Here is a 13,149-nt window from a genome sequence, read left to right as displayed (position 1 = left end):
TGCGGAGGGCGCGGACCCCGCGCCGGGCGCGGGAGCGGAAGCCGGGGCGGAACCGGCGGCTGCGGCGCCCGTCGCCCGGGTGGGCGCCGGGCGCGGTGAACGGCTCGGCCGTGGCCGGGCCGACGCGGAGCGGTCCCCGCCGTCGGCCCGCGCGGAGGTCACGGCCGAGGGCGCGCCCGCCGGGGACGGGCCGCCGGTCGCCCCCACCGACAGCGCGCCCGCGCCGTCCGTCGTCGGCGGCGGCAGCGGGGACGGCGCCGGGACCGGCTGCATTCCGGACACCGGCGAGACGGCCGGGGAGGGCGGCAGCGGCGGCGGCGCGGACGGCCCCGGAAAGGCCATCACCCCGGACGACTCCTCGCCCGGGCCGGGGCCGCACATCGCCAGTACCGCCGCCAGCCCCGCGACGATCCCGGTGGCGCTGACCATCCACGTCCGGCGCCGCCGTCGGCGGTCGGCCTCGGCGGCCTCGGCCAGCACCTCCCAGGACGGTGGCGCGCCGGCCGCCGGCGGCGGGCTCGGTACCGGCGGAGGTTGCCAGGCCTGCGCCGGCCACTGCCACTGGACGGCCCCGGACGGTTTCCCGCCCCCCGGCCCCGCCGCCCCGGTTCCGCCCGCCCCCGTTCCCCCCGGCCGGGTGCCCGTGGCTCCCGCCCGCGTCGCTCCCGTCGTGCCCGCCACCGGGGGCCGCTGCCCGCCGCCCGCCGTCGTTCCGCCCGCCGTCTGCCAGCTCATGTCCTCGTCCTCCTGCCGTCTCGCCTGCCCCGGCGCCCCGGCCGCTCGCCCGGCCGACGGCGACGCCCGTCGGGTCCCGACGGCCGTCGCCGGGCCCGGTCGTACGGGAACGGAGCCGGTCCGGCGCCGCCCCGGGGCCTCCGCTCGCCGTACTCAACGAGCGCGCGGACGGCGGGACATGACCCGGATCGCGATCCGGAGGGCGCGCGCGGCCGGGCCCGCGCCCCGGTCGTACGCTGCCTGCCGTGTCCCGGGTGCGCTCCCAGGGGCTCCGCCACATGCTGGGGGCATGGAAACCAGCAGCACGTCCGGCACCGCGAAGCCCCTGGTCGAGATCGCCGAGTTCCGCACGGACAGCCGCTACCGGCTGGTCCGCTTCGAGGGCCACGGCTGGGAACCGCTCGGCCCGGAGGAGTTCGAACCGCGGGTCCGTCAGCTGTTCCCCGACCTCGACCCGCGCGACCCGGTCCGCGTCCGGTGGGAGGACCGCCCCTGGGAATGGCCCTCCTGGCACCCGGGCGAGGCCTGACCGCAAGCGTGACGATCACCCGGGTAGCGTTGACGCGGCCGGTTGACGCCCGCGGTTGACGCCGGCGCCCCGGGTCACCGGTCGGTGGCCGCCGAGCCGACCGCCGAACTGCGCCGGCTCGGCGAGCGACTGCACGCCGGAAGCGGCGTCCGGTGGGTGAACGACGCCCTGCCCGCCCCGCCCCGGCTCCGCCCCGCCACGGCTCGGCGCGGCCCCGCCCCCCGGGCCGCCGGATGTACGACACCCCGGCCGACGAGACCCTCGCCCGCACCCACGGCCTGCGCCCCCTGCTGCACACCGGACGCCCGGACCTGCACGGCCGCCCCGGCGTGCACCGGACCGTCCTGGTCCTCGCGGCGTCCGACCGCTCCGGTCCGTCCACGGCGGCGGCGGACCCGTCCGCGGCGCCCCGCCGAGAGCGAGGGCGGGCGTCCGTCCGGGGCGAACCTCCGAGCCGCGCCGCCAAGCGCGTCGGACGGCCCCGGGCCCGCGCACAGTCACATCCGGGCCCGCAGCACGTCGACCTCGCAGCCCGGTGCGAACGGGTCGAAGCCGTGCTCGGTCAGCCAGCGAACCGCCAGCAGGCTCCGCAGCGACCACCAGGCGCGGACCACGTCGAGGTCGACGCCGGCGCCGTAGCCGGCGAGGACGTCGTCGAGCCGGTCCTCGTGTCCGAGGGTGAAGGTGGCGAGGTCGTACAGGGCGTCACCCCGGCCCGCCTCGGACCAGTCGATGATGCCGGTGACTTCGTCGCCGTCGACGAAGACGTGCGCGATCTGGAGGTCGCCGTGCGTGAACGCCGGGGTCCACGGGCGGAGCGCGGCCTCGGCGACCCGGCGGTTGCGGGTGACCAGCCCGGCGGGCAGGACCCCGTTCGTCACGAGCGCCGCGCACTCGTGGTCGAGTTCCGCCGTCAGTGCGGCGACGCTCCGGCCCGCCCGGCCGGGCAGGGGCGGCAGCGGCGCGCCGTGCAGCCTTCGGAGGGCGGCGCCCGCCGCGGCCCACGCCGCCGGCGACCCGGTCGACGGCCCGCCGAGGCTCCCGAGCGTCGACCCGGGGAGTGCGGCGAGCGCGAGTACGGGCGGCTCGCGCCACAGGATCCTCGGGGTCGGCACCGGAACGAGGGCCATCGCCTCGACCTCGCGGTCGATCCGTGCCCGGTCGGCGTCCACCTTCAGGAACACGTCGCCGACGCGCAGGGTCGCGCGTTCGGAATGGGCGACGACGACTTCGACCTCATCCATGGGGCGCCAGTATCCCGGAGGCGGTCGCCCGGCGTCGCGGGATTTGTCGCGTGCGGAGGCGTCGCCGGGCGCCGCCCCTGAGGTGCCCCCGACTCCGGGTGCCCCCGGCCCCGCCGCCCCCCCGCCGCCCGGTGGTCCCGGCCGGACACCGGCGCCCGGCCGCCGGGCCGGGGTCAGCCCGCGAAGCCGCCGTTGCTCATCAGCAGTTGCCCGTTTACCCACTGGCCGCGTGGCGAGCAGAGGAAGTCGACGAGGTCCGCGGTGTCCTCCGGGGTGCCGAGGCGGCCGAGCGGCGTGCGGCCGAGGACGTGCTCCCGCACCTCCTCGTTCATCCAGCCCGTGTCCACCGGGCCGGGGTTGACGGCGTTCGCGGTCACCCCGAGGTGGGCGAACTCGTGCGCCGCCGCCAGGGTGATCCGGTCCAGGGCGCCCTTGCTGGCCCCGTACGGCAGGTTGCCCGCCGTGTGGTCACTGGTCAGCGCGACGATCCGGCCGCTGCCGGGCGGGCCCGCGAACCGCCGGCCGAACTCGCGGATCAGCAGCCAGCCCGCGCGCGCATTGACCGCGAAGTGGCGGTCGAAGCTCTCCACGGTGGTGTCGAGGATGCCGGAGTCGACCGACTCGCAGTGGCAGAGCACGAGGGCCGTCACCCCGCCGAGCCGCTGCTCCACCGCGTCGAACAGCCCGGCCGGAGCGTCCGGTTCGGCGAGGTCGGCCTCCACGGCGACGCTCGCGGCGCCCAGTCCGGCGAGTGCCCGTCCGAGGGCTTCGGCCGCGCCCGGTTCGGCTCCCCAGGCCATCCGGCGGTCGTACGGGGTCCAGTGGGTGAACGCGATGTCCCACCCGGAGGCGGCCAGCCGGCGGGCGATCCCGGCACCGATCCCGACCGTCCGCCCGACACCCGTGACCAGCGCCACGGGCCGTGCACGGCCGGTGGAGGGGTGGGGTTCGTGGGCGATCCTCATGGGGAGCGATCGTTCCCGGTGTGCTCGTTCTCGTCAAATCCTTTACTGGGCAGTGATGTTCGTGCTCCACCCGGCGCCGCAGGGCCGATCCGCCCGGTCGGCGCCGCTCGCGGCCGGCCCTCCGGGGCCCTCCGGGGCCCGTCGCGGCCCTGGGCGATCCGGCGGCGCGCAGCGGCGCACCCGGATCGCACCCGGTGACGAGCCCCGTCGGGCACCTGCTGCCGCTGGTCCCGCCGTCGCCCGCCGTCGCCCCCCGTCGTCCCGGTCCGCCGGGGCCGTCACCTGCCGAAGGCGGCCCTGAGGGCGCGGGCGGTGGCCCGGGGGAAGGCGGTGTTGCCGTTGTGGCCGCCCGGGAAGTCGAGCGGCGGCGTGTCCAGCAGCCGCGCCAGCGCCAGCGCGCAGCGGCGCGTGTGCACGGCGGGCGGGGTGCTGCGACCCGTGGCGGGGAGGATCCGGGTGCCCGAGCGGGCCGCGGCCGCCGCGAGTTCCGCCGGGCCGAGGCGGTCCGTGGTGACGGCGGTGAACTCGGTGCCGATGAAGAAGTCGAAGTTGGCCAGCCGGCGGGGTGTCATCGGCTGCGGGGTGAGGCCTTCCTCGGTGCGGTCGTGCCGGGGGTCGATGCCCAGGTGCCGGGCGATCGCGGGGAGCGCCGCCGCCGTGCCGCCGGTGGCGTGCGCGGTCCGGATGGCGCGCAGTTCGGCGATGTGCTCGGCGCGGTCGGCCGGCGGCAGCAGGTTCGGCATCACGGGCTCGTGCGCCAGCAGGGCGCCGAGCAGGCCCGGGTGGCGGACCACCACCTGGAGGCCGATCGCGGCGCCCATGCTGAACCCGGCCATCAGTGCCGGGCCGCCGCCGGGTCCGCCGACCTCGGCGAGCAGCCGGGCGACGTCGTCGGCGTGGTCGGCCATGGTGACGGCCGGCCGGCGGGCGTCACCGGGTGTCCCGTCGTGGGCGTCGCCGGGTGCGGCGGGGGTGCGGGCGGCGGGGTCGAGGGTGCTGCGGGACAGGCCCCGGCGGTCGTAGGTGACCACGGTGAAGGCGTCGGTGAGGTGCGGGACGAGGTCGACGGTGCGGTCCGCGTCGCCCTCGCCGCTCTGGGCGAGGAGCAGAACGGGGCCGTGGCCCGTGACCCGGTAGTGGAGCGTCGCACCCGGTACGGCGAGGGTGCGGTGAGCGGCGGGTGCGGCGGGTGCGGCGGCGGCGCGGTGAGCGGCGGGTGCGGTGCTGGTGGTGGTGCCGGTCATGGCGGTGCTCCCCGTGGTCGTCGCCTGCGCTGCGGCGGCCGGTGCGAGGCCGCCGCGCCAACCCTAGAGCATCGAAATAGATGCATCAATAGTGATGCATTGATCTTGATGTATCGATCGCGATGTACTCTGGCGGGCATGAACGGAGTCGAACTGTTCCTCCTGGGCCGCACCCTGATGAAGATCGGCGAGCAGGCCATGCCCGAGCCGGAGACCGGATCGCGCGGCTCGGTCCGGGCCGTCCTGGTGACGCTCGGTGAGATCGTCGCCAACCCGGGAACGACCGTCGGCGAGATCGCCGCCCGCACCGGTCTGCCGCAGAGCCAGGTCTCCACCGCCGTGGCGCGGTTGGTGGAAGCGGGGTCGGTCGAGACGGAGCCCGACCCCGCCGACCGCCGCCGCCGACTCGTCCGTCCGGCCGCCGAGCCGTCGGCCCGGGTCGCCGAGGTCCGCGCCGTCACCGTCGACGGCGCGCTCGCCGCCGCCCTCGCCGGCCCGGGGAACGCCGGCCCCGACCCGGCCGCGCTCCGGGCGGTCACCGACGCCCTGGCGGTGCTCGCCCGGCACCTCACCCCGGCCGCGCCCGGCGCCACCGGCCCCCGCTGAACCTCGGGGCCTCCGGGGCCCGCGGCTCGGTGGCGGCGAGCGGCCCGGGGCGATCGGGCGCGGCCGGGTGTGCGGCCCGGACCCTGGGGGAGATCAGGCCCGGACCCTGGGGGAGATCAGGGGAGGGCGGCGGCCGGTTCGGTCGGGGCCGGTCCGGCCGCGAACGCCAGCGGGGGCGCGATCGCCTGGGCGTCCGCCCCCTCGCCGACCCACAGTCCGATGAGCAGGGCGGCGGTCGCCTCCAGCAGCCCCGCGCGGTCGAGCCCTCCCGCGGCCACCGGCTCGCACCCCACGTCCCGCACCAGCGTCCGGACCAGGCCGAGGGCCTCGTCGTCGTCCCCGCAGAGCGGTACGGCCAGCGGCCGGCCGTCGAACACGGGCGGCCGCATCCGCCACACGTCCTCGTGGCAGAGGTTGAACGCCTTGACCACCCGCGCCCCCGGCGCCGCGGCGGCCAGCAACCGCGCGGCCGACGGGCCACCCTCCGTCAGCAGCCGGAAGCCCGGCCCGACCGGATTGGAGCAGTCCACCAGCACCCTGCCCGTCAGCGCCCCGCGGAGGTCCCGCACCACCTCGGCCCCCGCCCCGAAGGGCAGCGCGGCCAGCACCACCTCGCCGGCCCCGGCCGCCTCCGACAGGCCGGCGGCCCGCGCGCCGCCTCCGACGCGCTCCGCCAGCCGCTCCGCACGCCGGGCGTCACGCCCCCCGACGACCACCTCGTGACCGGCCCGCGCCCAGTGCGTGGCAAGCGCGTCGGCCATGTTGCCCGTCCCCAGAACACCGATTCTCATGACGTGAACTCCCTCTCCGGGCCGGTTTCGACCGTTCGCACCGACGCTAGAGAGCCGGTCGGGCACCATTTGGTACGTGACGACCGACGCCTTCCTCGCCGACTGCCGCGCCCGCCTGGCCTTCGACCTGCTCTCCAACACCTGGAACGCCGTGGTGCTCTGGGCCCTGCGCGACGGCCCCCGCCGCCCGGTGGAACTGCGCGAGCGGATCGGCGGCATCAGCTCCAAGGTCCTCACCGAGACCCTGCGGCGGCTGCAGTTCAACGGTCTGGTCGAGCGCCGGGCGGACGACGAGGCGCCCTCCCGGGTGGAGTACCGGCTCACCGTGCTGGGGCGGACCTTCCTCGCACCCATCGACGCCGTGGGCGCCTGGGCCTTCGAGCACGGCGACGAGGTGATGGCCGCCCAGGAGGCCACGTGTCCCTCGGTGGCCCCGTAGCCGTGCCGGCGGCTGCGCCGGCGGCCGTGCCGGCAGCTCTGCCTGTGGCCGGGCCGGCCCGGGCCGGTGTCGCCGACGGTGACCTGTCGCCGACCCGACCCGGCCCGGGGCGAGGGCCGGTCAGTCGCTGACGGACAGATGCAGGATCGTGGCCCAGGCTTCGCTCACCAGTAGCAGGTTGCGCCACCGGATGCGGTCGAGGTGCGGACCTCCGACATCGCCGGCGATCCGCACCGGACCCAGGTGCGCCTCGATCAGACCGGCCGCGCCGTCCGACAGTTCGCCGGCCCGCCGGATCTCCTCCGCCGTGCGCGCGCTCGCCGTCGGATACCTCGTGGCGGGCTGCAGGAACCCCTCGGTCACCTCCCGGCGGAGGACGTCCCGCCACGCCCGGGGCGGGACGAACGGGTGCACCGGGGCCGTCACCCGGTACCCGCGGCTCCGGCCGCCTGCGTCGTGGACGGCCTGGGCGAGCTCCCGCATCCGGCCGTGAACCGTCGCCGTCCCGCTCACGGGGACCACCTGGAGCAGTTCGACGAACGGCTCGTGGTTGACGTCCTGCAGCAGTTCCAGCAGGGGGTCCACCGCGACGGACAGCGCGGCCGGTGCGGCGAGCGGGTCGAGCACGGGCGTCCGGCCTCCGCGTCCGTGGCGGTCTCCCGGTCCCCGCGTGCCGACCGTCGCCCCGGCCGGGCGGTCCGGGGTGGCGGCGGGCGTCACCGGAGCACCCCGCCGCTCCGGTCCGCCGCGATCACACCGCGCAGGGGAAGCGCGACCAGCAGCGCGACCAGGACGAGGAGTCCGCTCGCCCAGAGCGGCCCGAGACCGCCGGCCGCCGTGTCGAGGGTCGGCGCGGCGATCAGGGGGCCGAGGACGGCGCCCACGTTGAGCGAGGCGGTCGCGTAGGAGCCGGCCATGGTGGGCGCGGCGGCCGCCTCGTAGAGCACCCGCGTGATCAGCGTGCTGCCCAGCGCGAACGACAGCGCGCCCTGGACGAACACGAGGGCCAGCAGCGCGACCGGCCGGTCGGCCAGCACGGCCAGGGCCGGCCAGCCGACGAGCAGCAGCGGACCGCAGACCGCGACCACCGGACCGGGGTGCCGGTCGGACAGCCGGCCGGCGGCGGTCACCCCGGCGAAGGAACCGGCACCGAAGAGCACCAGGGCGACCGGGATCCACAGCTCGTCCAGCCCGGCGGTGCCGGTCACGACGGGGGCGAGGAAGGTGAAGCCGGCGAAGGTCGCCGCGTTCACCACGGCGCCGAGCAGCATGACCAGGAGCAGCCGCGGCCTCCTCAGCTGCGCGAGCTCCGACCGCAGGGCCGGCCCGTCGGCAGCGGCCTCCGGCACGCGTCGCGCCGGGATCGCCTTGACGATGCCGATGGCCGCGGGCAGGCAGACGGCGGCGACGGCCCAGAACGTGGCCCGCCAGCCGAACAGCGTGCCGAGCACCGCACCCCCCGGGACGCCGGCGACCGTGGCCACCGTGGTGCCCGACAGCAGTACGGCGAGCGCGCGGCCCTTCCTGTCGGGCGGGACCAGTCCGGTGGCCGTCGTCAGGGCCACGGAGAGGAAGCCCGCGTACGCGAGTGCCGCGGCCACCCGGGTCGCGACCAGGACCGGGAAGCTGACGGTGGTGGCGCCCACGACGTGGGCCGCCAGGAACACGAGGACGGACGCCGGGAGGCCGGACCGTCCGGGCCGGTTGCGGGCGAGTCCGGCCATGAGCGGGGCGCCGACGGTCATGCCGACGGCGAACGCCGGGGTGAGCAGGCCTGCGGTCCCGACCGGCACGCCGAGGTCCGAGGCGATGTCCGGCAGGAGGCCGGCGAGCATGAACTCCGAGGTGCCCATGGCGAAGACCGCCAGGGCGAGCAGATACAGCGGGAGGGGCATCGAGTGGCTCCGGGGTGAGGAGAAGCACGAGAGGGTCGTCTCGTCACCGCGGTCAGCACCCAGGAGGCGCGCGCGTCCGGCCGCGGAACGCGGCGGGACGGCAGGGCTGTGAACTCAGTGGTCGAGGGGGCTGACGGCGTGACCGAAAGCCCCCACCCTGTCTGACTCAGGACTCGGCATGGCCCGCACGGTACCGGACCGGGGCCCGTCGGGGCACCTCGGTTTCACGGCTGTCGGTTCGTCGCTGCTGTAGCTGTAGCTGTAGCTGTAGCTGTAGCTGTAGCCCGTGCTGATGCTGCGTCGCTGCCGTCGGTGTGTCGCTGCCGTAGGTGCGTCGTGGCTGCTTCCGGGGCGTCGCCGATGTCGTGGGCCGCTACGGTCGGTCGGTGCCGCCCGCCGTTCCCGTGAACTCGACCGGGACCGGGCAGGACGCCAGGAGGCGCTCCAACTCCTGCTGCGCCCGAAGCCGTCGGGCCTCCTGGACGCGACGTGAGGCGCGCCGGGCGGCGCCGGGGCGGTGGCCCGCCGGAGTGTGGGTGCGGGCGTCGGCGGCGGGTGGTGCGGTGACGATCAGGAGGCCGGCGACGCGGTCCGGGTGGGCGTTCGCGTAGCGCAGCGCCGGTGCGGCGGTGGCCCGGTGGGTGACCAGGACGGGCCGTGAGCGGAGCGGTCCGAGCAGCGCGGCGAGCCACTCGTCGTCCTGGGCCGCCGTCCCGGCGGAGCGGCCGGTGCCGGGGAGGTCGGCGGCGAGGAGGCCGCCGGCGGGGACCGGGGCGGCTTGGCGAACGGGCTCTGCGAGGTGGGAGGTTGCCGCGCGCCAGGCGGCGGCGTCGGTGCCCGCGCCGGGAGCGCGGAGCAGGACGCGGCCGGGGCTCAGGCGGTCGCCGTCGAGGTAGCTGCGGATCCCGGCGACATCGGCGAACCCGCCCGCCGTGGACGGGGTGCGGTCCGGGCCCGGGCCTCCGGCCGGGGCCGCACCGACGACCCCCGTGCCGGCACCCTCCGTGCCGACGTCCCCCCTGTCGGCACCGTCCTCGCCGAAGCCGTCGGTGACCAGCCGCGTGGCCCAGCGGCGCAACAGCTCGTCCACGGGCGGGTGGTGGAGTCCGGCGGCCCGGGCGAGGCGGTCGGCCGACGCGGTGTCGTAGCGGTCCTCGGAGAGGAAGTGGAGGGTCTCCGGGTCGGCGCCGGTGAGCGCGCGCGGCAGCCGTCGGACCACGCCGACCGGGAGCCGGCCCCGGGGCGCGGACGTTCCCAGGTGCTCGGCGAGCAGGGTGATCAGCTCGGGGAGCGGCGGGGTGGCGGGGTCGAGCACGGTGTGGGCGTGCGCGGGCCCGTCGTCGTGCTCGGGGACGGCGGCCAGGAAGCGCGCCAGGTGGTCGATCGCCACCACCGGGACGAAGGTGCGCGCCGTGCCGGGAAGCAACGGCAGACGCCCGGACCAGAGTTGGCGGACCAGGTCGGCCAGCCCGAGGTACTGTCCGGCCTCGCCGGTGACGGAGTGGCCGATGACGGTGCTGGGGTTGACGGTGGTGAGCGGCACGCCGAGCCGGGCCGCCGTCACCCGGACCGCGGCGTCGCCGAGGTACTTGGAGGCCTCGTAGGCGCCGAGCCGTGCGTAGAGGGCGTCGACCTCGGCGGGCGGGAGCGGGTGGCGGGGCGCGGTGTTCCCGCCGACGCGGTAGCCGGAGAGGTGGACCAGCCGCCGGAGGTGCGGGCGTCCGGCGGCCCAGTGCAGGGCGGTGAGCGCGCCGTCGGCGTTGGCGGCGTGCGCCGTGGCGCGGTCGAGGCCGAAGCGGAAGAGGGCGGCGAGGTTGTGGACGTCGCGGATCCCGGCGAGGCGGGCGTCGTCCTCGGGGGAGATGCCGAGTCCGGGGCGGGTGAGGTCGGCGGCGACGGTGGTGAGCGCGCGGTCGTCGGCACCGTGCGCGCGCAGCCAGTGGCGGAGTCCGCGGTCGCGCCCGGTGCCGGGGCGGACGGCGGCGGCCACCGGTTCTTCCCGGCCGAGGAGTTCGAGGACCAGCCAGCGGCCGATGAAACCGGTCGCCCCGAGGACGAGGGTACGGGGCGGGGCGGGTGCGGTGCTCACGGGTGGGGCTCCGTTTCTGTAGACCGGTCTGCCTAATTAAGTAGACCGGTCTGCATATTTTTCGGACACAAGGGTGGATGCGGAGGTGCGGGGGGCGAGGGGTGGGCGCAAAATCAGTAGACCGGTCTGCATATTTTTTGGGCCCATGGACGTCACGCAGCCCGTGAGCACGGGCCGGCCCGTCGCCGCCGGACCCGCGCGCAGGTGGAGCGGTGGATCCGTGGACGGGCGGACCGCCGGCCCGGCGGGCGGCGTGTCGGGGCTCGCCCGGCGGTGGCCGGCCGGGCCCCGGTGTCAGCGGGCGTGCTGAGGGGCCGGGCGGGCCTTCGCGCCGATCAGGTGGCGCACGGCCTGGGCCGCGTCGAGCAGCGGGTCCACCGAGCGGCGCACCTGGGCGAGCAGGACGGCGCCCTCCAGCAGGGCGAGCGCCTGCCCGGCCGCGACGTCCGCCTCGGCGGGTTCGAAACCCTCGGTGGTCAGCCGCTCCGCGAGCACCCGCTGCCAGCCCGCGTACACCTCGGTGCACACCAGGCGCAGGCTCTCGTTGCTGCCCGCGACCTCCAGGGCGACGGTCGCGATCGGGCAGCCCTTGGTGAAGCCGGACCCGGTGAGGCGGTCGGCGAAGGCCCGGGTCAGGCCGGTGAGCACGGTGGCCGTGTCGGCGCCCTCGCGGGCGAGCGCGGCGAGCTGGTCCTCGATCTCCTGGCCGGCCTGGACGAGCGCCGCGGTGACCAACTGGTCCTTGCCCTCGGGGAAGTGGAAGTAGAGCGACCCGCGGGGCGCCCCGCTCTCCGTCACGACCTGGTTGAGGCCGGTGCCGAAGTAGCCGTGCGCTTCGATCAGGCTCCGGGTGCCGGCGATCAGCCGGGCGCGGGTCTCTTCGCCTTTGACTCCCATGCAGAAAACAATAGACCGGTCTGTATATTTTGTCGACGGGTCAACCGGGCTTCCGAGGCGTCGGCCACCGCGGGGAAACGGTTTCCGGTGCGCCCCGTGATCGCATACCGTGCGCGCATGACAAGCCGTCACCCTGTCGACCCCGCAACCGGGAAGGGCCGCGCCGCTCGTGCCGTCCGCCGCCCGGGACCGCTCGCCGCGCTGCTCGCCTCCGCGCTCGGCGTCACCACCGTCGCACTCGCCACCCCGCCCGCAGCCCCCGCAGCCCCCTCCGCCTCCTCCGCTCCCGCCGCTCCCGCCGCTCCCGCCGCTCCCGCCTCGCTCGCCGCTCCCGCCTCGCTCGCCTCGCTCGCCGCGCCCGCCGTCCCCGCGTCGGGGCAGGTCGTCGTGGACGAGAGGTTCGACGGCCCCGGACTCCCCGCCGGCTGGACAGCGGTCGAGGGCGACTGGAAGGTCGAGAACGGCCGGCTGGTCGGCGCCTCCGTCAACTGGAACCAGCAGACCCGGATCACCTTCGGGCGACACCTCGCCGACTTCCGGATCGAGGCCACCGCCCGCTTCGAGAGCGTCGTCGACGCCGCCCGCTGGACCGCCCTCGGTCTCGACGTCCCCGCGAACGGCGTCACACCGTGGTCGATCGCGACCATGCGCTCCGGCACCACCGCCGCCAACGGCCTGGAGTTCGCCCAGCGCACCCCCGCCGACACCTGGAACGTCACCAACACCGCCGTCGCCCCCTCCGCCGCGGGCACCGGCCGCGACGTCCGGATCGCCGTCGAAGTGCACGGCACCGCGGCCCGATGGATCGTCGACGGCCGGGAGGTGATGCGCACCACCCAGGTCGCCCGCAGCGCCGACGGCGGGCAGGCCCTGCTGGTCAACGGCGCACAGGTGTCCTTCGACGACCTCAAGGTGACCGCCCTGGCCCCGGGCGCCTTCCTCCGTCCGCCGGGCGCGCCGCTCACCGTCCTCGCCCACCGCGGCGCCTCCTCCGCCGCGCCCGAGAACACCGTCCTCTCCGACGAGGTCGCCCGCCGGGCCGGCGCCGACTGGATCGAGAACGACGTCCAGCCCAGCCGCGACGGCGTCCCGTACGTCCTGCACGACGACACGGTCAACCGCACCACCAACGGCTCCGGCCGGGTCCGCGACCTGACGGCCGCCCAGCTCGACGGCCTGGACGCCGGCTCCTGGTTCGCCCCGGCGGCGGCCGGCGCCCGGATCCCGAGCCTGGCCGCCCAGTTGGACGACCTGCGCGCCCGCGGCGGCAGCCTGCTCCTGGAGATCAAGGGTCCGCACACCCGCGACGAGGTGGCCCGCATCGTGAAGGACGTGCGCGACCACGGCATGACCGGAAGGGTCTTCGTCCAGAGCTTCGAGACCGAAGCCCTCCGCCACACCCGCGAACTCGCCCCCGACCTCCCGCTCGGCCTGCTGCGCAGCTCCCTCGACGCCGACCCGGTCGCCGTCGCCAGGGATCTCGGCCTCGCCGCCTACAACCCCTCCGACGGCGCCCTCGCCACCCGCCCCGACGTGATCGCCGCCCTGCACGCGGCCGGCGTCGCCGTCAACGTCTGGACGGTCGACACCCCCGCCCGCTGGAAGTCCCTGGACGCCGCCGGCGTGGACGGCATCATCACCAACCGCCCGGCCGAACTGACCGGCTGGCTCTCCGCCCGCCCGTAGCGGGGGAGCCCGTGCCCGCCCCTCCCGCC

General features: G+C 76.6%; 12 protein-coding genes and 1 pseudogene. 4 read left to right on the top strand and 9 right to left on the bottom strand.

What is annotated here, in order from left to right:
* A pseudogene (locus ACFCX4_RS27420) lies at window positions 1-480 on the bottom strand (hypothetical protein); the annotation flags it as partial.
* A 544-nt stretch (window positions 481-1,024) separates the two neighbouring features.
* Here ACFCX4_RS27420 and ACFCX4_RS27415 point away from each other — a divergent pair.
* Window positions 1,025-1,264, top strand: coding sequence for a hypothetical protein (locus ACFCX4_RS27415; RefSeq protein ID WP_376147711.1), 240 nt, complete (start codon window positions 1,025-1,027; stop codon window positions 1,262-1,264).
* Between the two features lie 497 nt (window positions 1,265-1,761).
* Here the strand turns inward: ACFCX4_RS27415 and ACFCX4_RS27410 are convergent, their stop codons facing one another.
* The 3 genes from ACFCX4_RS27410 to ACFCX4_RS27400 form a co-directional block, all read right to left on the bottom strand.
* Window positions 1,762-2,508: a phosphotransferase family protein gene (locus ACFCX4_RS27410; RefSeq protein ID WP_376147708.1), complete on the bottom strand. Its 747-nt coding sequence runs from the start codon at window positions 2,506-2,508 to the stop codon at window positions 1,762-1,764.
* 173 nt (window positions 2,509-2,681) lie between these two features.
* Window positions 2,682-3,473 carry an SDR family oxidoreductase gene (locus ACFCX4_RS27405; RefSeq protein ID WP_376147705.1) on the bottom strand — a complete coding sequence of 264 codons (792 nt, stop codon included), beginning with the start codon at window positions 3,471-3,473 and terminating at the stop codon, window positions 2,682-2,684.
* Between the two features lie 278 nt (window positions 3,474-3,751).
* Window positions 3,752-4,717, bottom strand: coding sequence for an alpha/beta fold hydrolase (locus ACFCX4_RS27400; protein ID WP_376147702.1), 966 nt, complete (start codon window positions 4,715-4,717; stop codon window positions 3,752-3,754).
* 138 nt (window positions 4,718-4,855) lie between these two features.
* On the opposite strand from ACFCX4_RS27400, the gene ACFCX4_RS27395 reads away from it, so the two are divergent.
* Entirely contained in the window at window positions 4,856-5,323 is a 468-nt protein-coding gene (locus tag ACFCX4_RS27395; RefSeq protein ID WP_376147699.1) for a MarR family transcriptional regulator, read from the top strand.
* Between the two features lie 116 nt (window positions 5,324-5,439).
* On the opposite strand, the gene ACFCX4_RS27390 is transcribed toward ACFCX4_RS27395, so the two are convergent.
* Window positions 5,440-6,114 carry an NADPH-dependent F420 reductase gene (locus tag ACFCX4_RS27390; RefSeq protein ID WP_376147696.1) on the bottom strand — a complete coding sequence of 225 codons (675 nt, stop codon included), beginning with the start codon at window positions 6,112-6,114 and terminating at the stop codon, window positions 5,440-5,442.
* Between the two features lie 76 nt (window positions 6,115-6,190).
* On the opposite strand from ACFCX4_RS27390, the gene ACFCX4_RS27385 reads away from it, so the two are divergent.
* On the top strand, window positions 6,191-6,553 hold the full coding sequence (locus ACFCX4_RS27385; RefSeq protein ID WP_376147693.1) for a winged helix-turn-helix transcriptional regulator: 363 nt from the start codon (window positions 6,191-6,193) through the stop codon (window positions 6,551-6,553).
* A gap of 120 nt (window positions 6,554-6,673) precedes the next feature.
* Here ACFCX4_RS27385 and ACFCX4_RS27380 read toward each other — a convergent pair whose 3' ends face one another.
* The 4 genes from ACFCX4_RS27380 to ACFCX4_RS27365 all read right to left on the bottom strand — a co-directional run bounded on the left by ACFCX4_RS27380 (window position 6,674) and on the right by ACFCX4_RS27365 (window position 11,434).
* Window positions 6,674-7,180 carry a hypothetical protein gene (locus ACFCX4_RS27380; protein ID WP_376147690.1) on the bottom strand — a complete coding sequence of 169 codons (507 nt, stop codon included), beginning with the start codon at window positions 7,178-7,180 and terminating at the stop codon, window positions 6,674-6,676.
* An 89-nt stretch (window positions 7,181-7,269) separates the two neighbouring features.
* On the bottom strand, window positions 7,270-8,448 hold the full coding sequence (locus ACFCX4_RS27375) for a Cmx/CmrA family chloramphenicol efflux MFS transporter (protein WP_376147687.1): 1,179 nt from the start codon (window positions 8,446-8,448) through the stop codon (window positions 7,270-7,272).
* A gap of 373 nt (window positions 8,449-8,821) precedes the next feature.
* The gene (locus tag ACFCX4_RS27370) at window positions 8,822-10,537 is read right to left on the bottom strand and encodes an SDR family oxidoreductase (protein ID WP_376147684.1); all 1,716 of its coding nucleotides are present in this window, start codon (window positions 10,535-10,537) and stop codon (window positions 8,822-8,824) included.
* 294 nt (window positions 10,538-10,831) lie between these two features.
* Window positions 10,832-11,434 (bottom strand): TetR/AcrR family transcriptional regulator, encoded by a 603-nt coding sequence (locus tag ACFCX4_RS27365; protein WP_376147680.1) that lies wholly within the window; start codon window positions 11,432-11,434, stop codon window positions 10,832-10,834.
* Between the two features lie 117 nt (window positions 11,435-11,551).
* Here ACFCX4_RS27365 and ACFCX4_RS27360 point away from each other — a divergent pair, with 117 nt between their 5' ends.
* Window positions 11,552-13,120 (top strand): glycerophosphodiester phosphodiesterase, encoded by a 1,569-nt coding sequence (locus tag ACFCX4_RS27360; protein WP_376147677.1) that lies wholly within the window; start codon window positions 11,552-11,554, stop codon window positions 13,118-13,120.
* Window positions 13,121-13,149 lie beyond the last annotated feature (29 nt).

Origin of the sequence: Kitasatospora sp. NPDC056327 (genome assembly GCF_042261735.1) — a bacterium.
Taxonomy (GTDB): domain Bacteria; phylum Actinomycetota; class Actinomycetes; order Streptomycetales; family Streptomycetaceae; genus Kitasatospora.
The sequence above is the reverse complement of the archived record's forward strand: the minus strand, read 5'-3'. Positions and strand labels throughout refer to the sequence as shown.

What these genes read in the sequence shown, in the direction of transcription:
- ACFCX4_RS27405 (WP_376147705.1), bottom strand. Translation starts at nt 3,473, where the DNA reads ATGAGGATCGCCCACGAACCCCACCCCTCCACCGGCCGTGCACGGCCC.
- ACFCX4_RS27375 (WP_376147687.1), bottom strand. Translation starts at nt 8,448, where the DNA reads ATGCCCCTCCCGCTGTATCTGCTCGCCCTGGCGGTCTTCGCCATGGGC.
- ACFCX4_RS27360 (WP_376147677.1), top strand. Translation starts at nt 11,552, where the DNA reads ATGACAAGCCGTCACCCTGTCGACCCCGCAACCGGGAAGGGCCGCGCC.
- ACFCX4_RS27415 (WP_376147711.1), top strand. Translation starts at nt 1,025, where the DNA reads ATGGAAACCAGCAGCACGTCCGGCACCGCGAAGCCCCTGGTCGAGATC.
- ACFCX4_RS27400 (WP_376147702.1), bottom strand. Translation starts at nt 4,717, where the DNA reads ATGACCGGCACCACCACCAGCACCGCACCCGCCGCTCACCGCGCCGCC.
- ACFCX4_RS27365 (WP_376147680.1), bottom strand. Translation starts at nt 11,434, where the DNA reads ATGGGAGTCAAAGGCGAAGAGACCCGCGCCCGGCTGATCGCCGGCACC.
- ACFCX4_RS27410 (WP_376147708.1), bottom strand. Translation starts at nt 2,508, where the DNA reads ATGGATGAGGTCGAAGTCGTCGTCGCCCATTCCGAACGCGCGACCCTG.
- ACFCX4_RS27390 (WP_376147696.1), bottom strand. Translation starts at nt 6,114, where the DNA reads ATGAGAATCGGTGTTCTGGGGACGGGCAACATGGCCGACGCGCTTGCC.
- ACFCX4_RS27395 (WP_376147699.1), top strand. Translation starts at nt 4,856, where the DNA reads ATGAACGGAGTCGAACTGTTCCTCCTGGGCCGCACCCTGATGAAGATC.